Below are 22334 nucleotides of genomic sequence, written 5' to 3'. Positions count from 1 at the left end.
TTATGAGTAAATATATTCCTGGTAACCAGAAGCATCTCACTCTGAAGGATCGTGTTTTTATTGAAAACTCTTTAAATCAAAATCATACTTTTAAAGATATTGCAAAATACCTGTGCAAAGATCCAACCACCATCTCTAAGGAAGTGAAGGCCAGGCGTTCCTCTGACTGGTATCATAAAGGCACCTTTTACAATACCAAGAACTTCTGCATTTACAGGTTTAGCTGTCGAAAAGTAAATGTCTGCAAAAAGATTCTTGTCTGCGGGATCAAATGTGCTTCCTGTCCGACCTGTAATCAAACCTGCCGGGATTTTGTGAAGGAACGCTGCTCCCGACTGGATAAAGCTCCCTACGTTTGCAATGGCTGCGACAAAAAGATCTCTCACTGCACCATTGCTCACAAATACACATACAATGCACGGTTTGCTGACCGCAAATATCATGAGTTACTCACCAATTCCAGAAACGGTATCTGCATGACAAAGCACGAACTGCATCAAAAAGATATGATTGTTACTCCTCTAATTGAGCAGGGGCAGTCTCCCTATCAGATCTCCATAAATCATCCGGAACTGGATATGTCTGTCCGCACAATCTATACCTACATTGACAAGGGTCTGTTTTCCGCCAGAAATGTAGATTTAAAGCGTAAACCTAAGTTCAAACCGCGAAAATGCCACAAGACACAGATTACGGATCGCTCTGTTTTTGTCAACAGAACCTATCTTGATTTTCAGTCTTTGGATCTTGAATACTTTGCAGAAATGGACACGGTTCATTCTTCCCGTGAATCTAAAAAGACTCTGCTGACGTTCTACTTTACAAAGGAAAAACTTTTTCTTGCATTCCTGATGAACCGATGTACCAAAGGCGCCGTACGACTTGTATTTGATCAGCTTGAGAAACGACTGGGAACCTATGAATTCGTTTCCTTATTCCAATACGTATTAACTGACCGTGGCTCCGAATTTGGCGATCCTATAGGCCTGGAGACTGGGATCAATGAAATTCAGCGCTGTAATCTTTACTACTGTGATCCAATGCGTAGCGGTCAGAAGGGGGGCGTTGAAAATGTTCATACCATGCTTCGCATGGTGCTTCCAAAAGGAACCAGCTTTGAATTTCTAACTCAATGGGACGTGAATCTGATTGTTAATCATATCAATTCCACACCACGGGAGAGTCTGGGTGGTGAAACGCCATATAATCTGGCTCTAGAATCATTTGGCGAAGACACCTTAAAAGGACTTCAGCTTAGGCGCATTGTCCCTGACGAGGTCAATCTGACACCTAAGCTGATTCGCTACAACCGTTAACTAACTTACTTAAATCTGCTGTCGGACTGGAAGTTAACTTTTCACATTTTTTGAATGTGGCCGGTGGAATTTAGTCTCGCACACGAAACTCCAGTGGCCTGTTTTCTCTGCCCTAAAACATGATTTTTGGTAAGAAGTTAGCTTAATTATATCAGAAATCTTAGAACAGTGCGCAAAAACCTCTACCATTTATGACAACTTTTAAAGGGCGGTGGAATTTAGTCCTGCACTGGAATTTACTTTTTCAAGTCAGCCACAAAAATATTTATATTGTCCTGCCGATTTTCCTGCTTCCACAGCAAGTACAGCCGTTTCTTCTCCATCCATGGCTTCGTCCGCTCCGCCTGTGCCTGTACCCACAGAGTACCATTTGAAAGTAGGATTTTCTGTAACTGTCTTGCTAAAGCCTACTGTAAATGTCGGAAGCTCGGTATAATCAAATTGCACCGTCTTATCCTGCGGCTGATTGGTAATTTTCAAAGGAGCAGGGACTACCTTGACGCTGCCGATTTTGTATGAGCTTGTATCGCTGATATAGGCATTGTCGCTTAAATTTCTGTAAATATATCCCTCTACCAGCAAATCTCCTATATTCCTGTCTCCAAGAACATTAATGCCTTCTCCGCCGCTCTTTGCGTTTTCATAAGTGCCGCCTTGTAGCTTTGCATTTGCATCACCTTGAATATATATAGTCGCCCAAATAGAAGAATTGCTGATTTTTCCTGTTCCTACACTGTCCTTAAATGTAATGCTTGCACCTTGCTGCAGCATTACATTACCACTACCTGTGAAGGTCAAAGTATGACCGTTTAAATCAAAATTGAATGTTCCGCCTGTAATCCGTAACTCACTATTCAGCGAGATATCCTTGTTCAGCTTCAGCGTACTTTCGGGAAGGCTGATTGCTCCCGATATAGCCTCGGTAATGGTATCATAGTAATGCACACCACCGCCCTGCTCGGATACCTCGACTGCGGCTGGCATTTTGCCTACACGCACATTTCCGACATGTTGCATATTAAGTAAGGCAATCGTCGCTCTGCTAATCCATTCGTCGGTATTGTCAAGGTTTTCAAAATCCACTCCCTCTGCCAGTGCCGATGAAACAAGTTCCGGCATGGTGTCAATCCCTGTATAGCTACCGGCATAAAGCGTAAGCGTGCAGCCGCTGCCTGCTGTGATGGAGTTTCTCGCATTTGCTGCTGTAATGCCTCCGTTTCCCACGCTGTCTTTTACGCTGAGCTTAGCTCCGCTTTTCATCTCTATCGCTGTTGTACCCCTGCCGGAAGCATCGGTATAGGTCATGGTTTTGCCGTTTAAGTCTAAAATGAAGCTTCCCGTGGTGATTTGTATAGGGCTTTCGGTTCCTGCATCTTTGAGAAGCTTGACGGTGCTATTCACCTTGCTTTGTGCCACAAGAATCGCTTCTTCAATTGTGTCATAATAGGTGACTGTATCTGCTGAATCGGTCACGCTGGCTTCTCCAGTCTCCGCCGTGGCGGTCAGCATTGCCACCGTATACAGAGAAAAATGCTCTGCTGTTGCTTCTACTGATTTTGTCTCTTCATTCACAGTGGTATCCAACTTCGTTGCTGTGCTTAAGGTATCATCCATATGAAAGACCTTCAGCTCCTGCGTGGATGTGGCAGCCTCCGTCACCATAGGTAGCTGTGCAAAGGAGACCTTTACCTCGCCCTTACTGGTATCGGGCTGAAGCTCGTTGCCCTCCGCATCCGTGATGGTGATGTCGAAAGAAACCAGTTTCGTTACGGTTTTAGCAGAATTCTCCGCTTTGACTTCTTCACTGATCGCACTTTGGATTTTCTCTTTGTCCTCTGTATTGTTTACTTTCTTGGCATGAAGAAAGGCTCCCTCCGGGAAGACACCCTTTTCGGCCTTGACCGTGATTTTGATTCCGTCTAGGGTCTGGTTCTGACTAAACGCCCACTGATTGTTTTGCTCAATTTGCACCTGAATCTGTGGCAGGCTCACGCCATCTGCAAGCACATAGCCCTGAGGTAAAACCGGCTCATAGAAAAATACCGCACCAGCATGAGCGGAATTAAAGATATCCGAGCCACTGCGCTGTGTGTTAATTTCCCATGTGATGCCCATCAGCGTCCGTTCTTCTGCGGTGATTTGTACGGCTTCCGCTGGTTCAGTATCCACATCCCCTGAAACTGCGCTGATGGCAAAGCCATCGGTGTTTGCGGCTAAAGGAACTTCGCCGCTGTCCATTACCACGGTAGCTTTACTGTCCGTAGCGGTGTTATTCTCTGGGCTGTTTGCGCCTGCCTGTGATTCTTCTGCAGAATTATCCCAAACAGTAGAAGCATCAGCAGGGGACTCGTCAGCTTTTACTTCTTCGGTGAGGTTTTCCTCGGTCTGCGGTGTTTCCGCAGCATTTTCTTTGGTTTTAACAGAAGAAACACCTATGGTAACATTAAGCGTTTCCGGCAGATAAATATCCGATTTTTTTGCACCCACTGCAAGCTGCTGTGTAGTAATTTCGCTGGACAACTTTGCGAAAGCGGTAATGGTTTCCCCTTCCTGTGCATGGGCAGTAACACCATAGCCTGTGACCGGGTTCACCATCAGCATAGCTAACGTCAGCGCTACGATTCGTTTTGCTTTTTGTCTGACTGAAAAGCGGTTTAGCCTTTCTGCCATTTGTTTTATTTTCATAATATCCTCCACTCTCTTTGCCTTTCTTTTTAAGGCTGTATTTTCCTTACTGATATTTTTCATCTTTGCACTACGACAAGCACCTGTTTTCGCGGTCACCTTGGAAATGTCAATCGGTAATTTTGTATCAAGTAGACTTGTGGTGAGTGAATCGGTGTCGTAAAAGGCAACGCCAATCCGTTTTGCTTCCGCCTCAAACTCTCTGCGGCTGCACAGCCAAAGGATAGGCAGTTCGCGGCTTTGTGTTCGCAGATAATCACAGGCGGCAAGTCCTTTTGCTCCGGGATAGCCCACGACAGCCAATGACACAGGTGGACCGTCCCGCAGAAAGTACGCCAGCTTTACATCACCTCGCCGTTCCGGTTCGTCACAAAAGCGTAAGAGACGGTATTCTCCCCACCGTTCCGGTGTACTGACAAGTTCTTTCTCTATTCCGCACAGCGCAATGTTTTTTGTCATTTCGCTGTTTCCTCCTTTCCTTTTTCAGAAATCTCCAAACATCCTGCTACAGCTTCGTGCAGCTCCGCATCAGATACCGTTCGTTGCAGGAAACAGGTTACACGGTACTGATAGCCGAACAGGCTGTAATCCTCATCGGAAATCCACAGAAGAGAAACGTCTGGTGCCTTTTCCCTGAGATGACGTACCGCTTCTAGTCCCGCCACACCATTTAACACAACAACCAGCAGTGAAAACGGCTTTAATTCCAGTATCCTTAGAAGTGCTTCTGCACTGTTACACTCCGTAATTTCAATCCTTTGTGGGAGAGCCGCCGTTACCAGACGGTTTTCCCAGACGTCCTCTTCCAAGAACGCCGCGCACAATGCCACATTCACACGGCGACCTCCTCCTTCCTTAAAATGCAAATAAAAAACTACCACACCTCTTCCACCGAAGAAGTATGATAGTTTTTATTAGGGTATCATTTTGTCAAGTGTTTTTCAATGGGTTATGATCAAGCGGTCGAAAATCTGCACAAGCGGTTATTTTTTTCCTGAAATATATGGTATAATGTTAACTGGATAATTATGTACAGAAGGAGGGATTTCAAATGAATGCGGCAATCGTAGATGATATGGCTACTGAGTGTGAAATACTCCGCAGCCTTTTGAAGCAATATGAAACCAATCAACATCAACCAATGCAAATTACAGAATTCCATAGTGGCAGGGAATTACTTGCCGATTACATACTGGGCAGCTATGACGTTGTCTTTATGGATATTTATCTGAACAACGAAAACGGCGTGGATTGCGCCTTGAAGCTGCGACAACTAGACGAGAATGTCAATCTTATTTTCCTAACCACCAGCTCGGAATTTGGTGTAAAAAGCTATGATGTACGGGCAGCGGATTACATCGTAAAACCAGCCACATTGGACAAACTCTCAAGGGCACTGCACTATTGTAAGATTGCAGAGCCGCAGAGCGTTCCCTCCATCACGGTTACCACAAGGAATCAGCTGCTGGAAATCACGCTGGACAGGATTCTCTATGCGGATTATCAGAACCGCTGTGCTTGTATCCATTTAAAGGACTGTCTCGTTCCGGTATCCGGCAGCTTCTCAGAGCTTACCGATAAGCTTTGCTCCTATCCGCAGTTTATGTCCTGCTTTAAGGGCATTGTTATCAACCTAAAGGAAGTGCGGGAGCTTGGCAGCGATTATCTCATCCTGAAAAATGGGGAGCAGCTGCCGGTCAGCCGCCGCCTGCAACGGCAGGTACAAGGGCAGCGCCTGAGTCTCTCCGCCGGTTCGCTGCGGGGGGAGGGAATATGAAGCAGATACTTGCACTGATTTTAACCGCTTTTCTGGTTTGTACAGCACTTGCACCGCCTGTACTGGCGGCAGAGGAACCGGTTGTACCTGCCGAAACCACAGATACTGTTACCGATTACGGCAGCGGTTCTGTTTCGGATGACAGCATAGACACCGCGACTCCTTCCGATGCAGATATGGTTACGGATGGTGATGAAACCGGCGGTACAGGCGACAGCACTGTTAGAGCGGGCGGAACTGAAGACAGCGCCGTTCCTGACACCTTTGACTATACCGGCAGCATCATTTCCTATACTACCCCGAATGCTTTCACAGGTACGTTCCATACGGATTGCGGCGATACCGACTTTACGCAGTTACAGAATGAACTGGATTCTATCAGCATTTCCGCCACAGCGGAAAAGGAGGGTTCTTCCTATCCGCTTACATTGTCTGTTACATGGGATTTCAGCACAGTGGATGCAGAAACACCCGGTACTTACATTGTGATTGGAAACATTTCTGTTCCAGCCGGAGCAACGCTTTCCGAAGGACTAGAAAATACGGTCTCCATTTCCGTACAGGTAACTGCTCCGCTACTTACCGTAACGCCTGCTGCAATCACTCTGACCAGCTTTGATGAACCAGATCGGACAGATGCCGTGGCATTCCCCGTAGGAACCACGCAGGAGGAGCTTTCCACTTGGTTTGCCGATTCCATCGCAGGCTTCATCGGCTATGACGCAGAGTGCAATCCCTATGACTTAATCTCAGGTGCATGGTCTTTGGATACCGTGGATACTGTTACGGCTGGTGTGTACTATGCTTTTACATCACCTGACCTTGGAACAGAATATACTCTGGCAGATGGTGTTTCTCTGCCCCGGCAGCTTTGCGCGGTTTCCATTCAGGTTCCCGGTGAACCGGATATTAACTGCTGTGTAGCGGGACGCGGCTTTCTGCGCTTTCCGTGGGTGCTTTCTGCCGCACAGGAGGAACAGCTGGTGGAGTTTGCTGTATGGCTGCGGCAGGATGGCGGAGAATGGACAAGCCTAAATGATGGCTTCCTGTCTGTCTCCGATGGTCTCCAGCTTTCTCAGCGAGTACTTACCTATGGAAGTACTTATGAGCTTAAGGTGACCTATCCCGGCGGTCAGACCGGTGTTCTGACCTTTCAATATGACGGGGAGCTTAGTATTCTTGATTATTCCGGTGGTGATCGGGATGGCGGCGATGTAAACGGCGGAGGTTCAGGAACCGGTACACAACCTGCTCCACCTCCAACCAATCCGCCCGATAATTCCAATGAGGATAACAATTCAGGTAATGATAATGATTCGCCTGATACGAGCGATTCCTCCTCAGATACAGATGAGCCCTCACAGGATTCAGGTTCCTCATCAGGAAAACAACAGAAACCGCAGGGAGGACAGAATTCCTCAACTGGTGAAAATGAGCCGTCTCCATCTGCTCCTGAGTCCTCCGGTGATTCCCAAAGTAACGACAGTCATAACAGCGATAGCAATTCACAGGCTCAGGTTCCCGTAACAGAGAAACCAACAGTCGTGGCACATGCCAATCCGACTGAATCAGCGGTACCAGTGTTTTCCGATGCTTTCTTTACACGGGAAACAGAGAGTACCTCTGCTGAGCAAAAAAACGATACAGTTCCCAAACCGAAGGACAGTACCCAAACAGTAGGCAACCCAGTACCGGACGATAACACTACACAGTCGGAGAAAAGCTTAGAATCTCAGGTATCTGCCACTGTTACAGAATCCTATTCTCCTACCCAGACGGTCATTTCCGGTCTGCGTCTAAAGGATCTCTGTAAAGAGGAAGAAAGCGTCGTATTTGGTTCCGGCGATGTAACCGTCAGTATTCCAAGCAAACTGCTTTTAGCACTGAACCTGTCGGATACGGATACTCTGACTGTTAGGCTGACCCAGCCGGAAAGCAATCAGATTGTGCTTGCAGTGGAGGTTTCAGGCAAACCGGTTACGCAGCTCTCGGGAACAGTATTGCGGCTTCGATACATGCCGCAGTCGGAACATACTGATATCACCATCCAAAACGACGCTGGCGAACAAATTACAGATGTTTCCTATGACGGGGAACTTCTGCGCTTTGCAGCAGATACGGCAGGCACTTATACCATTACAGAACTATCAAATACACAGGAGACTGGAAAAAGTACATCGCCGCTGCTTCCTGTATCCGGTGGCTTACTTTTAGCTGCGGGAGGAATTACACTTTTCAGGAGGAAACGCCATGGATAAAAAACCTTTTGTATTACGGCGGTCTTTGGCGCTGCTTCTGATGGTTGCCCTTTCCTCCGCTCTGTTTCTCGCCCTATACCATTTTGACAACAAGTACACAAAAGCTGCACCTCAGGCTATTAACGGCGCGCTGTATGTTTCAGAAGCGGACTGGACGGACATACCCATCCGCTATCTGCGGGACGGCTGGCGTTTCTATGCAGACCGCCTGCTGACACCGGAAACCTTAAAACAACAAGGTGACAATTATCAGTACCTGTCCATTGGAGAACAGTCTAATTTTGCCATGGGCGACTCTCGCCGCTCCCCTCATGGAAGTGCCAGCTACGCCTTAACGCTGTACCTGCCGGAGGAGGAACATACCTATGCCCTTGAACTGCCCGAAATCTATTCCGCTTACCGGTTTTACATTGATGATAAACTGAAGCTGCAAATGGGCAAACCGGACCCGGACGATTATCAGGACCAGACCCAATGCCGTGTCATTACCTTTGAAGCCTCCGGCAAGGTGACACTTCTGCTTGCGGTCAGTGACCACTCCTTTTTATACAGCGGCCTTGTTTATCCGCCTTCCTTTGGCGAACCTCTGAATACTTACACAATCCGGGGACTGCGGTTCGGGATTTGCCTGATTTTGGTCACGGTAACACTGATGCTTGCCATTTTTAGCTTTTATCTTGCCATCCGTACCCGTCGGGGGAACAATATCTGGCTCTTTTTCCTTTTGTGTCTTTCGACCGCAGTGTTTACTTCCTACTGCGTGGTGCATGGTATCCTGCCGCTTCCAATCCAGCCATGGTACACGGTAGAACTGGTCAGCGGATATCTGGTAACGCTGCTTGTGATCATTCTCCACAATCGCATCTGCGGCACAAAAAGAACTATGCAGGTAATCAGCGGTGCCGCCTCCGGAGTTGTCTGTGTGTTGGCGCTTCTTTACGGAGTATTTGCTGCGCAGCTTACACTTCCGGTAATGCTTGCTTTTTCCAATCTGGTTTTCGGTTTCAAGCTGCTTACCGCTGTTTATCTTCTGTTTACCGCTGCTATGGCGGTACGTCAAAATATAGAAAAGGCGACCATACTGCTCTATGCGGATATTATCTATGCCTGCGCCTTTGTCTGGGATCGCCTCCTGCCGAACTACGAGCCAATCCTTAGCGGCTGGTTTCAGGAATGGGGAAGCCTTAGCCTTGTCATCGCAACCGGCGTGGTGCTGGGGTATGATATTACCATGGGTTACCGCCACAGCCTTGTCTATGCCGAGGAACAGCGGCAGATGAAACGACAGCTTACTATGCAGGTGGAGCATCTGCGGCAGATGAACCAGAAGGTGGAGGAAAGTGCAAAGCTGCGCCATGACTTCCGCCATCACTTACGCACCCTGATGACACTGGCCGGAGAAGGACACTGTGAGGAACTTGAAAACTATATCCGTGGTATCACGGAAATCAACGAGGGTACCCGGCTTGGCCGTCTCACTGACAACATCGAGCTGGACGCACTGGTGCAGTATTACAGCAATCTTGCACAGTCAGCCGGTATCCAGTTCCGCGCAAGGCTTTCGCTTCCCGCAGTGCTGAATTTTCCGATTGTGGATCTGTGCGGTCTTCTTGGAAACCTGATGGAAAATGCAGTGGAGGCCTGCCAGCGCCAGCAAACTGGGGATAAGACCATTTTTATCGCCGGACGGGTACAGGACGGCCAGCTTGAATTTGTTGTGGACAACAGCTTTGACGGGGAACTCAAAACCAGAGGGGGGAAATATCTATCCTCTAAGCGAAGCGGCTTCGGCCTTGGCGTTTCCTCCGTCTTGGAAACCGTGGAGCGGTATAATGGCGTAATCAATCTGTACGCCGATGAAAAGGGATTCCACGCAGAGTTATCCCTGTCGACAGGGGTAGAAAAAAAGAATACCTTCACCGGTATAACCAAAGTCTATTATTGAATCCATGTAAAAGTACAGTGTGAACGGGGGTGTCTATATGGTAAATGCAAGGTTTTGGCTCATGCTGTGACGGTTGTTCCGTTGTTGTTTCCTGCGGCTCATGGTCGCACTTCTTCTGTTTAGAAGCTATAGCGGCAAATGTAATACGTTCTGCCTTATATTCGCCTGTTGGTATGCTCTGTGCAGCAGGCTCTATGGAGTCCCTGTGGTCAGGGTTGTTGTCGTTTTCAGGCGTGGGAGATTCTTCTCGGAATATCAGCGTATAGAGATTCGAGGTCTGCCCACGGTTATTTTCGCAGAAACGGCTGTCTTTTTTTAGAAAGCCTGTGTCCACAAGCTCTTTTAAGGCACGTTTCACGGTAGATAACGAGATATGTAGTTGCTCTGCCATGGTTGGAATGGCAGGAAAACAGGTTAAATCAGCATTGGAACGGTCAATCAGATAAATCAGCACGGAAAGCGCACGGCTTTTCAAACCGCTGGCATATGCCTGTTGTTTTAGTTCAGCTTGCTTTGTCATCATAAATTCTCTATATGCCGGAGCATTACGCTCCAGCGATATACTTTGTCATCATGGCTTCATATACATAACAAACGGAAGCTCCTACCGCGGCAAGCCAAGAGGAAAGACCGATAGCCATGGTGGTAGCTCCCATTCGCGGCTGCGAGGAAATAACGGCGATATGGATATTCTTACAGTCAAACCGATAGCGTTTGATTCCCTCCGCTTTTTTTGTCCGCTCCTTTGGATGATAGCGTGTCATACCCTGCTCACCCAGGCACTCGGTTATTTCACGTTGGATAGCGGCAATTTCCGTTTCGCAGACGATATTGCCCACACCACTGTTCAAAAGAGCCTGAAACAAAGAACTGTCCTGTTTTAAACTGCACTCATATCATTCCGCCCGCAGTGGCAGACCATCTGCCCATACAGGCGGCACTGCCATAAGCCTGCACAGTTCTTCCACGGATCCGCTTCCTTTCGGCGCTTCTGCTATAATCTCATCATGACAGTGCATGATAATTTCATACCCTGCTTTATCCACCCTCAGCATAGCCTCCGCCAATAAATCTCTGGCTGTCCCCTGCACGATGTTCTCAACCAGTTTCGGTCCATAGGTTTTTATCCGGCACCACTTCTTGTTCACGCCGATTCCCTCATAGGTCAGTCCTCTCCGGTCAAACTCATCTCCATTCTTGGCTTCACATAGGACAGCTTTCTGCCCGAAGGAAGAATCACAAAAAGAATCCCGCTGTAGTATTCAAACATAATCCTTCCTGCCTTTGTCCTCTTTTTCTCGGTGACTGCCTGGATTGCAGCCTTATCCACCTCCCACCAGAATTGTGTGATATGGGGATTGGCTCTTCTCCAGGTTGAAACCAGGGAAGAAAGTTCTTCTTCCTTATTTCCCATGTCCATCGCTCCCATGGAGATAAGCGCACCTGCGGCTCCTCCATAACCAAGTGCCAGCTCTGAAATTTTCCCTTTCTGCCGCAGTGAGGAACCTTTCGTAACCTCTTCTATCGGCACATGAAACATAGCGGACGCGGACGCCTCATAAATCTTGCCGTGCGTAGCAAACACCTCCAGTCTCCACTGCTCCCCGGACAGCCATGCCAGCACTCTGGCTTCAATGGCAGAAAAGTCCGCTACCAGATACCGATAATCCTCCTTTGGAATAAAAGCAGTGCGGATAAGTTCTGACAGCACATCTGGTATAGACTCATATAAGAGCTCCACTTCCTCAAACCGCCCATTCTTCACCAGCTTCCTTGCAAGTTCCAAATCAGGGAGATGGTTCTGAGGGAGATTCTGTACCTGTACCAACCGCCCTGCCCATCGGCCTGTGCGGTTTGCCCCGTAAAACTGCAATAACCCATGCACCCTTCCGTCTGAACATACGCTGCGTTCGATAGCTTCATACTTTTTCACTGAGGTCTTTGCCATCAGAAGCCGTAGTTTCAGCAATTCCTGTACTTCCCCTCCGGATTCCTGGATCAGTTCCCTGACCGCCTTTTTCGCTAGGCTTTCCACGGTTTAGCTCCTTTCCTGTCAATGAGTTAGTTGACATATGGTACAAAAAAATAAGCCGTTATAAAATTTCAACTATGTACTTGACACGCTCTCTTTAAAATTAGCACTCTGTCATTCACAGAGTGCCTGGCATCTGCCGGAATATGTTAAGCCGCCTTTCATCATGAGTATTTGCGTTCTTGCCTTCATATTGGGAGAATCCCAACTGGGATAACCGAATGCTGGCAGAACTAGGTGAAACCTGAACTATCCTTGAAAGTTGCTCTGGCAAATCTGATTCATTAAAATAAGAGGTGGTAGTCAAGTCTGTTACTGCATTAATAAACGGTGTTCTGTAGGTTTGTCAATCATGTGTTACACTCACCCCAAAAGTAAACCATCTGGTCAAATGTATTTATCTTCAAATAAGGATTTCGCTAATTTATATTTACATTTCAGCGAAACCCCTATACGTTTTGGCAAAAGCATTAATTTAAACAATCTGGCATTACCCCATCCCCATGAAAAGAATTATAAATTTATCTTTGCCTATACAATAACACAGGTTCATTTTTTACTTGGTATTCCCTCAACACCGCATAAAATCAAGGTTTCTTTGAAAGCAGACAAACGGTCTCAACGTTCGCCGTAGATGGAAGTTAGATACTTCATGGCAAAATTATATTTTTTTATTACGGGTGAGGTAAAAACCTTACCCCATTTGATGCCATATCAGAAGGTATTCCCACTGCTTTTATATTTGCTCATTCTCAAACCTCCTTGATCAGATCAAGCACCTCCCTAATATCCTTTGCAATCAGGCTATGCATGGTGTCCTTGTACCGCAAATAATTTATTTCATACACAGCCTTTTTCACGGTTTCTCTTAAGTCCGGTTTATATCTTACAACATCTGATAATGCTGCAAGAGCCTGCCTTACTGCAGTTGGCTTTTCATCATTCAGAATATGCAGGGCAGCATCTATGTTTTCATCGAGAATATTATTCCTATCCCATTTGGCCTGCTTGCAAAAAAGCCGGAAACCACGAACCCGAACCACATATTTGTCACTTCTTATCATGTTTACAAATTTCTCTATATAAGCATATACAGACCCTGTTTCATCTGATATTCGCTCCAGTTCCTGTAAGGCTTTATATGCTATTGAAGTATCTTTATATTCAAGCATTGGAATAAGTGATGCAATATCGTATGTATTCTTTTTATATATCATCGGGATGTATCTTATACCATCTGTAACCTGTTCAGGAGCAGTATCCTCAAAGCCCAAATGATGATAGACTTCTTGGGCATATGGTGAAGAATTAACAGTTAGCTCGTCCGCTGTGCTTTGTTCAAGCACAGTCTGAAACAATCTCTTTCCTATTCCCTTTCGATGGTACTGTCCGTCAACAAAAAATAATGCTATGTGACTGCCGTTATTTCTCATTGCTATAACACCCACAATTTTATCATTTTTATAAGCACCATACATTGTAATGCTTTCCATATAGTCTTCGTTATATACTGCTGTCCTTTTAAATGTTTCAACACCTTCATCAGAATAATAAGGAGCCTCATATTTCATAAATACCCTTATAACAAGTTCCAATGCCTCTTCCTTTTTGTTTTCGTCAATTTTTTTAACGACCACTACGCATACCTCCGATTAAAATGTATTATCCTTTAGATACGGTGCAAGTGCTTCTTATAAATCTTCTTCTGGAAAAAGCAAAAGATAACTCTTCCCAATTTTCGCAAAACTCATTCCACACTTCTAAATCTAACTTGCTTCCATGAGCCATTGCTTATATTCCTCTTCCTTAATTCAGGATCGAAATGGGCAAGGTCGTACATTTTAAGTGCAACTACCCCAGATGTTCTTCCAATCAATTGGGCCAATTCTTTAATATCATTATTGGATGATGATATTTTTCCAAAAGGTGTTCTACAATACAAATCGAAAGCTAAGATTGTTTCCTCTCTTAACCATTTAGTTCCTGTCTTATCCAACTTAACCACCTTAATCGTTCCCATTATTTCTTTAATAAATACCTTTAATAAATCTGATAATTAAGCAAATACTCGTAATATAATTATATCACGATTCTTAAAACAATTCAGTAAGTTTTTCCATGTATCCTTTCCTTCTATTATCATTTTACTCAAAAATATAGGACTTTTACCATTTGTATCAATTTTCGCGGATTTGTTCACACAATCCGGCGAAACTCAATACTTTTTGGCAAAAGCCCTATTTTAACATTTTGGCATTACCCCATCTCCATCTGAGATTCGGTCACACTAAACAGATTTTTACAAAAACACAACTCCATTTTTCTCAATCAATCCCGCAAGTCCCCATAAAATCAAGCTTTCCTCTCCAGCACAAACGGTTTCAACGTTCCAGTTGCCGGGAGTTTTATACTTCATGGCGAAAACTTACCAGTGAGGATAACCTTTCTACCCCATCTATTAAGTATCTGTGCTACAATCCATTTCTGATAGATGTCTCTAATTATTTATATAGTCTATTGCTTAATTCTCCTCGTAATTATTTCATATATTCCGCTTTTAGTTTAATCTTTCCGCGCAAATTAACAACTACTCCAGCATTATCAAGTATTGCTGCTAATGCAAATATCGGATCAAATGTTGATTCGCCTTCCCTATGACCATAGATTTCTGTAGCCACAAAATACATCAAAGTATCTTGTCCACAATGCTTTCCACCGACCTTAGAATCATGTCCATTTCCTTTTCTTACTGTTCCACCACTTTTTCTTATAAAATCAGCAACTTTATCAAAAACGGAAAATTCCAGTTTCTGATTTGGCAATGCTGAGTCAGAATAAATATATTTATCATCCTGACTCATATGAAAATCGTGCTTATTACCAAGTAATGTAGTTACTGTAAAAACGCCACCATGTTCCTTCATCATTCTATATACTGCATCTGATGCTTTCATCGTATGTACCCCCTAAACACTTTTCTCAATTATATCAAATTAACAGGATACATACAATTATCAGCGACCTTAAAATAAATCAAAATCCGACTGTGCAGCCAATGTCCGATACCCTTTAAAATCATCATTCAGTGAAAGGTGTTTTTAATACTACATGTCAAAACTCCTTTGACCAAGCATTAAGTGGCAAGGGTATTTCTCCCCCGAAAATAATATCAATAAAATCCTTCTTTAATATACAGGATAAAATAGTCGCCATTATATCATATTACGCCTGATATATATTTTCCTTCGCAAAATATAATAATTTCTACTTTGATTCTATGACTATATTGGATATCAAATAAGAAATACCATATATTCCTTCATCAACTTTTTTACAAACCTCCCCTTTAACAGATGCCTGGAATTGAACTTCCTTTTTTGCATTGCTATATATAATACGCAGAACATTATTAGGTAACTTCGTATAAATACTATAAAGAAATTGTGTAGCATGTATATGGCGCATTTTCAACTCCTCTTCGTTTAGAGTACCATCATTCTTTAAATCTTGTATTATAACTTGAGATACATATTCATCTACTTTGTAATCTGTTATCAAAAAGCCTTGAGTCAATAGAGATGTTTTTAACTGTGAAATTTTCATAATAGGTCTATCTGTTGATTTATACTCTATGTATCTACTTGCCATTACACTGAATTTATCAATATTATCATACAAAAAAATTCTGCGGGCTAAATCTATACTATTACAAGCTCTAATAATTTGACTAGTATATTCTTTTAATTCATCAATAGTAACTTCAAATTTATCCTTTTCTTTTCCAAAACAACAAATTATCTTATTCTTTTCTATGCTATATGTATGATGGTATGCAATATTTCTCCAATCGGATAACTTGATAGATATAGGACTTGTTTTTAAAATCTGAAGTAATCTTCCTTGTTCAATAATGTTATTAATGGTACTACCAAAATTGACTTTCTTTATCTTGAGATAATCTATATCTTTACGCTGTATTATCCTCAACAATGTATAAATTTCTTGTGTTTCCATTTTTACTGCCAATTCCAATGTATCACCGATATGTTTCATATATGCAAAGGTAGATTCATATATATCATCGGATACCTTATTGGGTGTATTAGATTTCACATTCCACATCATATTGTCTTTTTGGCCAAATTCTTCACTCGAAAAGAAAATAATCTCATATAATAGCATTTCATCAGTCACAAATGCTGTTCGATAAATTTGCAGCACTTCTTCTAAACTATCCTTGAACACATTGTCATTCCCATAAAGTATTACATATCCAAAAATACTAAGTATTTGACTATCAAATAGATTTTTTCTTAGATTATCTTTATTTATAAAAAAAGGATCTAGTATCTCAAGTATAGCCGCCTTAATTTCATTTGATGTATACCCTTCTTCAGAAATACTTTTTAGTAAATCATCTACAATAAAACCCATATTTTAGCTCCTATATTTTTTATGCGACACTTTAAAGTTCTTATTATAGTAGTCAATCTACATTTTTTTAAATTGTCTTTTGCTAAAATGTACATTTTCCTTACCCCACCATAGTAAGTGGAAACATATTTTATTGTTTTCAGGCTCAAAAACACAGACTCATATCAACCTAAAAATATCGAAATCCTTTGATTTACCGGGCTTTCCGCTCAAGCATCATAATGGTCTCAACGTTTGCCGTCGAAGGAAACATATCCACACAACAAGCCTTCTCCACCTTATACCCTCTCTCCTGAAGAACCACCAGATCCCTTGCCAAGCTGGTAGGCTTACAGGAAACATACACCAGCCTGTCCACCCCAAAATCAATGATCTTTCCTAACGCCTTCGGATGAATCCCATCTCTTGGCGGATCCAGTATAATCAGATCCGGCTTATCCGGTAACTCATCAATGACCTTAAGAACATCCCCGTCAATAAATTCACAGTTCTCAAGCCCATTCAGCCTTGTATTCTCTTTTGCGGCATCCACTGCCTCTTTCACGATTTCCACGCCCACCACCTTTTTGGCTACCGGAGCGATCATCTGAGCGATGGTACCGGTTCCGCTGTACAAATCGAATACCACCTTATCTTTTGTCTCCCCCACATATCTTCTTACAGTCTCATACAAAACTTCCGCCCCAAGGGAATTGGTCTGGAAAAAGGAAAACGGGGAAATTTTAAATTTCATTCCTAACAGCTCCTCATAAAAGTAATCCTGTCCATATAGAATATCCGTCCGGTCGCTTTTCACCACATCAGCCAGACTGTCATTAAAAATATGAAGGATCCCTACAATCCTGCCATTTAAGGGCAGTTCCAGAAGCATTTCCGTAAAAGGCTTTAAGTCCACATCTTCCTGAGTCGTAGTAACCAAAGCCACCATAATCTCTCCGGTCTTTACTGCCCGGCGTACAAGCAGATGGCGCAGATAGCCCGTATGCTGCATCTTCTTATAAAAACCGGTTCCCAGGTTTTCAAAGTAATCCTTTACAGCCTTTAAAATATTACAGAAATCCGGATTAACGATTCTGCATTCTGTAGTGGTTACCACATCATAAAAACTCCCCCTCTTATGCATACCTAAAGCAAGGGGGCCCTCCTTATATTCATCACCAAAGGAAAACTCCATTTTATTCCGGTATTCTGCCTCTGCAGGACTTGGCAGTATGCCTTCAAACTCATAGTCCTCACAGACTCCATCAAGGAGAGCCTTTACCTGCTGCTCCTTGATCTTAAGCTGCTCCTTATATGGAATGGTCTGATAAACACAACCTCCGCAGCTTCCAAAATGAGGGCAGGGAGTTTCTGCTGATTCCAGACTTGAACGCTCCAAAACTTCAAGAATTCTTCCCTCACAGCGCCCTCCTCTCTTTTTATTTATCATGACCCGCACCTTCTGGCCGGGAAGCCCATGTTTTACTCCAATTTTTCCTTCCGGGAGCTCAATGAACCCTTTGTCCGGAAAATCAAATCTTTCTATGGTTCCTTCGTATATCTCACCCTTTTTCACTATGCGTACTCCTCTTCTATCCTTATTTCTGCAGCCTGAAAGCCAGGCTCATTCGAGCAAAAAAGCGTGTCTCACTTACTGAGGCACGCTCTCTCTTTTATAATGCCGATCCTACTCTTCAGAACCTTCCCCCGGTTTATCGTCTTCAAAGAAATCATCGTCGAAATCATCATCAAAATCGTCTTCGAAATCTTCCAGATAGTCCGGTGTGAAGAAACGGTATACGGTATAAGCAATTCCTGCTACCGCCGCCACTGCACCAATAATAGCCAGTATCCAGAGGATACAGTTCTTCTTATCGTCCTGTTCCTTTTTATGAAGCAATTCATTCATTCTGCTAGAGTTCATAAAATCTTCCAGCCTGCTCATGGCTTCTTTACTCATTGCATCAAATCTGTTCATGTCTCCACGTCCTTTCTGAGAGCCCTGATTTTTTCTGCCATCCTTTTAGGGCATAAAGGTCTGCCTGTAAGGCATTTTTTTATATCTTCCGGCTAAGTTTTAGTCTCTCTGCCTGTCGCAGTTATTATACCATTATATTAATTCTTTTACTATCATTTTTGCTTTTTTTTAATAAATTATGTATTTTATAAGTTAAATTCGTACCTGTTTCAGCTTTGCAAAGGAAGCGAACATTTTTTTGACGCCTGCCTGGTCAAACCGGACCGTGACTTCAAAATCCCTTCCTCCATCCTTGATCTCCAGCACTTCCCCTTCCCCGAACTTGATATGGCTGACCCGGTCGCCCTCTTTGTAATTTAAAGAAGCCGCCTTTTCTACGGTAAATGCTTTGCCAAATCCAGGTGAAGATGCAGGTAGTGAAGTTTTGGAAGCATATGCATTATTTCCGGGCCCAAAGCTGCTGACCGCTGATGCTCTTCCCGTTGCCCTTGCTTTTCCCCAGGGCAGGCCGCTGTCATCATAATTAAGGGTCCTGGAAGCAGACAACCTTGGTTCCAGCTTATTGGAATCCAAAAGTTCACCAGGGATCTCTTCTATGAAACGACTGATCTTGGAATATCTGGTCTCTCCATTTACCATACGCTGTCTTGCTGCCGTCATCATCAGGAAATTCCGGGCTCTGGTGATTCCCACATAACAAAGACGCCGCTCCTCCTCCACAGCCTCCTTGTCATCCGAAGAAATGGACATCATACTTGGAAACAGCCCGTCTTCCATACCGCTTAAGTATACTCTTGGAAACTCCAGACCCTTGGCACTGTGCAGGGTCATAAGAGTTACCCTGTTTTCTGAATCATCCATACGGTCAATATCGGCCACCAAAGCAACCTCTTCCAGAAATTCGTTTAAATTGGGGTGCTCATGCTCCCCCTCAAAACTGACCGCCTTATTGATCAGTTCTTCAATATTTTCCAGGCGGGTCTGATATTCGATTTCGCCTTCCGTCTCAAGCTCCTTCTGGTAGCCGGTTTCATCCAGGATGTCCTCAATCAGATCATGAATGGAATATGTCTCTTCATCAAGCCTATTCCTGAAATCTTCAATCAGTTCCGTAAATTTAAGGATTTTCTCAGCCGTTTTTCCAAGTCCTGGTACGGCCTTTGCCCGGCAAAATGCATCATAAACAGCAAACCCATGTTCAGAAGCAAAGGCCTGCACTCTGCCCAGGCTGGTCGCTCCGATTCCACGCTTGGGCACATTGATGATTCTTAAAGAGGATAGGTCATCCCTTCCATTGGCAATGGTCTTTAAATACGACAGAATATCCTTGATTTCCTTCCTCTGATAGAAATTCACCCCTCCAACCATGCGGTATGGGACGTTGTGTTGAAGGCACTTTTCTTCAATCAGACGGGACTGGGCATTGGTCCTATAAAGAACCGCACAGTCCTGATATTCAGAAGAGGAGTTTCGTATATCCCGGACAATGGCATCCGCTTCCTCGGAAGCGTTCTCAAACTGCTTAAACTGTACCAGGGGGCCCTCTTCATTGGCTGTCCACAGGGTTTTGTCTTTACGTCCCCGGTTATGGCGGATCACTTCATTGGCTGCATTTAAAATGCTCTGGCTGGACCGATAGTTCTGCTCCAGTTTAATCACCTTTGCCCCCGGATAAGCCTTTTCAAAATTCAAAATATTTTCAATGTTGGCCCCCCGGAATTTATAAATGGACTGGTCATCATCCCCTACCACACAAAGGTTCCTGTATTTTCCTGCCAGCAGGCTTATGAGTTTAAACTGAGCTGTATTGGTATCCTGATACTCATCCACCATGATGTATTTAAAGCGTTCCTGGTAATAATCTAGAATTTCAGGATTGTTCTGGAACAGCTGCACCGCCTTCATGATCAGATCATCAAAATCCAGGGCATTGTTCTTTCTTAGTTGGTTCTGATATTCCTTATAAATCTGAGCCACCTTTTTCTGCCTGAAATCACCGCCGGCATTCTGTTCAAATTCCTCAGCCGTCACCAGCTCGTTCTTTGCTGTGGAAATAAATCCCAGCATCGCCCGGTCCTTATAGATCTTGGGATCCATATCAAGACCCTTTAGCACATGACGCATCAGTGTTTTCTGGTCATCGGAATCATATATAGTAAAATTCGTCGTATAACCAAGGCTCTCAATATGCCGCCTGAGAATGCGGACACAGGATGAATGAAAGGTGGAAACCCAGATACTGTCTGCACCAAAGCCCACCAGGCGGTCTACACGTTCCCGCATCTCACCTGCCGCTTTATTAGTAAAAGTAATAGCCAGGATATTCCATGGATTGATGCTTTTTTCTTCGATTAAATAGGCAATGCGGTGTGTAAGAACTCTGGTCTTTCCTGACCCTGCTCCTGCCAGCACGAGAAGCGGTCCCTCCGTATGGAGTACCGCTTCCTTTTGCATTGGATTTAATGTATCATAAATACTCATAAACTATACCGTACTTTCCTTTCCGCCTTTATGCCCGTCTTCTCAGGGTATAAAGGTATGCCTTTTAGCTCCTCTTTTTTACCCGGTTTTACGGGGTTTTAAGGTATGCCTTTGGCCTTCTTCTTTTTGCCCGGTTAGCGGAACATAAATATGCCTTTGGCCTTCCTCTTTTTGCCCGGTTAGCGGAGCATAAAAGTATTCCTTTGGCCTTCCTCTTTTTGCCCGGTTAGCGGAGCATAAAATATACCTTTGGCCTTCCTCTTTTTGCCCGGTTAGCGGAGCATAAAAGTATTCCTTTGGCCTTCCTGTTTTTGCCCGGTTAGCGGAGCATAAAAGTATTCCTTTGGTCTTCCTCTTTTTTGTCCGGTTTTTCTGGATTTTAAGATATGCCTACGCCTCTCTCTTCGCTGCCCGTCTTATGGGATCAAAAGTATGCCTACACCTTCCTCTTTTTCCCGTCTTTAAAGGCAAGAAGGTATGCCTGATGTCCTTCCTCTTAAATACCCGTATCTCCTCATGGCATAAAGGCTTGCATCCATGGCATTTTCCTAGGCTTCGATCTCCAGATAATTTTTCAGCTTCTCCATATGTTCTTCCGCCAGTCGCCGTCCATCCTCGTAAAGAGCCTCCAGCTTCCGCTTATCCTTTTCGGTTCTATGTACTGTAACATGCTTATCTGGACGTATGACATAGATTCTTCCTTCTTCCTCCAGCCGGTCGATTTCCTCCTGCATCTGGTTATACCGGTCAGGTACCTCTCTTAAGGCCTTCATAAGCTCCGGTAAAGGAGCAAAATATCGTTCATACCCTCTTTTTGTCCATTTGTCCAGCTGAGGCTTCCGAAATCCGTGCTCTCTGGTAAGGACCACAACGATTTTATCATATCCCAAATCAATGGCTCTCTGATATGCAATTGGCATGGAACAGCCTCCATCCAGATATTTTTTCCCTTTTACAGGGATCATGCCGGATAAAATAGGGATACTGCTGGAAGCCTTTACTGCACTGACAAAATCATCGCAGGAACTTTTTTCAAAATATTCCGGCTTTCCCGTCTTACAACGGGTGGCAACTACCTCAAAGGTCTGCCGGGACTTCCAAAAGGTATCATAGTCAAAGGGAACCAGCGTATCGCATAATTCCCCAAACAGGAAATCAAAATTAAAAATTGAGCGGTTTTTTACCATATTCCGAAAGCTTAAAAACCGTTTATCATTGACATAATCCAAATCCACTTTAATGGTACGGCCGATCTGCTTGCTTACATAGCTCATGCCGCACATGGAACCGGCCGATACCCCATTTACATAGGACATTTCAATTCCCTGTTCCATGAACACATCCAAAACCCCGGCCGTGAACACCCCTCTTAAGGAACCCCCTTCTAAAACCAATGCTCCTTTTGTCATCTTTTATCACCTCGCCTCCTATTTTATTGCATTTCCACCG

Annotated in this window: 18 protein-coding genes; 4 read left to right on the top strand and 14 right to left on the bottom strand. The window is 44.2% G+C overall.

Annotation, left to right across the window (positions count from 1 at the left end; translation table 11 throughout):
• The first annotated feature begins 2 nt into the window (after nucleotides 1-2).
• Complete coding sequence (locus CLOSA_RS08820) at nucleotides 3-1316, top strand: IS30 family transposase (RefSeq protein WP_013271245.1); 1314 nt, start codon at nucleotides 3-5, stop codon at nucleotides 1314-1316.
• A 249-nt stretch (nucleotides 1317-1565) separates the two neighbouring features.
• On the opposite strand, the gene CLOSA_RS23155 is transcribed toward CLOSA_RS08820, so the two are convergent.
• Entirely contained in the window at nucleotides 1566-4460 is a 2895-nt protein-coding gene (locus CLOSA_RS23155) for a response regulator (RefSeq protein ID WP_013272424.1), read from the bottom strand.
• The gene (locus CLOSA_RS08810) at nucleotides 4457-4837 is read right to left on the bottom strand and encodes a response regulator (protein WP_013272423.1); all 381 of its coding nucleotides are present in this window, start codon (nucleotides 4835-4837) and stop codon (nucleotides 4457-4459) included. The genes CLOSA_RS23155 and CLOSA_RS08810 overlap by 4 nt, the downstream gene beginning before the upstream one ends.
• A gap of 215 nt (nucleotides 4838-5052) precedes the next feature.
• Here CLOSA_RS08810 and CLOSA_RS08805 point away from each other — a divergent pair, with 215 nt between their 5' ends.
• Genes CLOSA_RS08805 through CLOSA_RS08795 form a run of 3 tightly spaced genes read left to right on the top strand, consistent with a single transcriptional unit; the run spans nucleotide 5053 to nucleotide 9981 of the window.
• On the top strand, nucleotides 5053-5778 hold the full coding sequence (locus tag CLOSA_RS08805) for a LytR/AlgR family response regulator transcription factor (protein ID WP_013272422.1): 726 nt from the start codon (nucleotides 5053-5055) through the stop codon (nucleotides 5776-5778).
• Nucleotides 5775-8036: an LPXTG cell wall anchor domain-containing protein gene (locus tag CLOSA_RS08800; RefSeq protein ID WP_013272421.1), complete on the top strand. Its 2262-nt coding sequence runs from the start codon at nucleotides 5775-5777 to the stop codon at nucleotides 8034-8036. Before CLOSA_RS08805 ends, CLOSA_RS08800 begins: the two co-directional genes overlap by 4 nt.
• Nucleotides 8029-9981: an ATP-binding protein gene (locus CLOSA_RS08795; RefSeq protein ID WP_013272420.1), complete on the top strand. Its 1953-nt coding sequence runs from the start codon at nucleotides 8029-8031 to the stop codon at nucleotides 9979-9981. The genes CLOSA_RS08800 and CLOSA_RS08795 overlap by 8 nt, the downstream gene beginning before the upstream one ends.
• Here the strand turns inward: CLOSA_RS08795 and CLOSA_RS22115 are convergent.
• The 12 genes from CLOSA_RS22115 to CLOSA_RS08735 form a co-directional block, all read right to left on the bottom strand.
• The gene (locus CLOSA_RS22115) at nucleotides 9953-10504 is read right to left on the bottom strand and encodes a helix-turn-helix domain-containing protein (RefSeq protein WP_013272419.1); all 552 of its coding nucleotides are present in this window, start codon (nucleotides 10502-10504) and stop codon (nucleotides 9953-9955) included. The genes CLOSA_RS08795 and CLOSA_RS22115 overlap by 29 nt on opposite strands.
• 22 nt (nucleotides 10505-10526) lie before the next feature.
• Nucleotides 10527-10847 (bottom strand): hypothetical protein, encoded by a 321-nt coding sequence (locus tag CLOSA_RS08785; protein ID WP_013272418.1) that lies wholly within the window; start codon nucleotides 10845-10847, stop codon nucleotides 10527-10529.
• Nucleotides 10848-10877: 30 nt separating this feature from the next.
• Nucleotides 10878-11129, bottom strand: a complete 252-nt coding sequence (locus CLOSA_RS23480; protein WP_330362199.1) for a DNA polymerase family A protein — start codon at nucleotides 11127-11129, stop codon at nucleotides 10878-10880.
• A 17-nt stretch (nucleotides 11130-11146) separates the two neighbouring features.
• A complete protein-coding gene (locus tag CLOSA_RS22110; RefSeq protein ID WP_330362198.1) occupies nucleotides 11147-12016 on the bottom strand; it encodes a DNA polymerase in 870 nt (289 codons plus the stop codon).
• Between the two features lie 749 nt (nucleotides 12017-12765).
• Nucleotides 12766-13650 (bottom strand): GNAT family N-acetyltransferase, encoded by an 885-nt coding sequence (locus tag CLOSA_RS23150; protein WP_013272417.1) that lies wholly within the window; start codon nucleotides 13648-13650, stop codon nucleotides 12766-12768.
• A 110-nt stretch (nucleotides 13651-13760) separates the two neighbouring features.
• Entirely contained in the window at nucleotides 13761-14009 is a 249-nt protein-coding gene (locus CLOSA_RS08765; protein WP_157669009.1) for a hypothetical protein, read from the bottom strand.
• 541 nt (nucleotides 14010-14550) lie between these two features.
• A complete protein-coding gene (locus CLOSA_RS08760) occupies nucleotides 14551-14967 on the bottom strand; it encodes a hypothetical protein (RefSeq protein WP_041708581.1) in 417 nt (138 codons plus the stop codon).
• 310 nt (nucleotides 14968-15277) lie between these two features.
• A complete protein-coding gene (locus CLOSA_RS08755; RefSeq protein WP_013272416.1) occupies nucleotides 15278-16447 on the bottom strand; it encodes a hypothetical protein in 1170 nt (389 codons plus the stop codon).
• A 193-nt stretch (nucleotides 16448-16640) separates the two neighbouring features.
• On the bottom strand, nucleotides 16641-18002 hold the full coding sequence (rlmD, locus tag CLOSA_RS08750) for a 23S rRNA (uracil(1939)-C(5))-methyltransferase RlmD (RefSeq protein ID WP_013272415.1): 1362 nt from the start codon (nucleotides 18000-18002) through the stop codon (nucleotides 16641-16643).
• A 111-nt stretch (nucleotides 18003-18113) separates the two neighbouring features.
• On the bottom strand, nucleotides 18114-18404 hold the full coding sequence (locus CLOSA_RS08745) for a hypothetical protein (RefSeq protein ID WP_013272414.1): 291 nt from the start codon (nucleotides 18402-18404) through the stop codon (nucleotides 18114-18116).
• A 192-nt stretch (nucleotides 18405-18596) separates the two neighbouring features.
• Entirely contained in the window at nucleotides 18597-20885 is a 2289-nt protein-coding gene (pcrA, locus tag CLOSA_RS08740; RefSeq protein ID WP_013272413.1) for a DNA helicase PcrA, read from the bottom strand.
• Nucleotides 20886-21433: 548 nt separating this feature from the next.
• Nucleotides 21434-22294: a patatin-like phospholipase family protein gene (locus CLOSA_RS08735; protein WP_013272412.1), complete on the bottom strand. Its 861-nt coding sequence runs from the start codon at nucleotides 22292-22294 to the stop codon at nucleotides 21434-21436.
• Nucleotides 22295-22334: the final 40 nt, after the last annotated feature.

This window comes from [Clostridium] saccharolyticum WM1 (assembly GCF_000144625.1).
Lineage (GTDB): Bacteria > Bacillota > Clostridia > Lachnospirales > Lachnospiraceae > Lacrimispora > Lacrimispora saccharolytica.
The sequence above is the reverse complement of the archived record's forward strand: the minus strand, read 5'-3'. Positions and strand labels throughout refer to the sequence as shown.

Excerpts from the sequence above, each read along its gene's own strand:
- CLOSA_RS08735 (WP_013272412.1), bottom strand. The coding sequence starts at position 22,294 with ATGACAAAAGGAGCATTGGTTTTAGAAGGGGGTTCCTTAAGAGGGGTG.
- CLOSA_RS08805 (WP_013272422.1), top strand. The coding sequence starts at position 5,053 with ATGAATGCGGCAATCGTAGATGATATGGCTACTGAGTGTGAAATACTC.
- CLOSA_RS08800 (WP_013272421.1), top strand. The coding sequence starts at position 5,775 with ATGAAGCAGATACTTGCACTGATTTTAACCGCTTTTCTGGTTTGTACA.
- CLOSA_RS08795 (WP_013272420.1), top strand. The coding sequence starts at position 8,029 with ATGGATAAAAAACCTTTTGTATTACGGCGGTCTTTGGCGCTGCTTCTG.
- CLOSA_RS22115 (WP_013272419.1), bottom strand. The coding sequence starts at position 10,504 with ATGATGACAAAGCAAGCTGAACTAAAACAACAGGCATATGCCAGCGGT.
- CLOSA_RS08760 (WP_041708581.1), bottom strand. The coding sequence starts at position 14,967 with ATGAAAGCATCAGATGCAGTATATAGAATGATGAAGGAACATGGTGGC.
- CLOSA_RS23155 (WP_013272424.1), bottom strand. The coding sequence starts at position 4,460 with ATGACAAAAAACATTGCGCTGTGCGGAATAGAGAAAGAACTTGTCAGT.
- CLOSA_RS08820 (WP_013271245.1), top strand. The coding sequence starts at position 3 with ATGAGTAAATATATTCCTGGTAACCAGAAGCATCTCACTCTGAAGGAT.
- pcrA (WP_013272413.1), bottom strand. The coding sequence starts at position 20,885 with ATGAGTATTTATGATACATTAAATCCAATGCAAAAGGAAGCGGTACTC.
- CLOSA_RS08755 (WP_013272416.1), bottom strand. The coding sequence starts at position 16,447 with ATGGGTTTTATTGTAGATGATTTACTAAAAAGTATTTCTGAAGAAGGG.
- CLOSA_RS08745 (WP_013272414.1), bottom strand. The coding sequence starts at position 18,404 with ATGAACAGATTTGATGCAATGAGTAAAGAAGCCATGAGCAGGCTGGAA.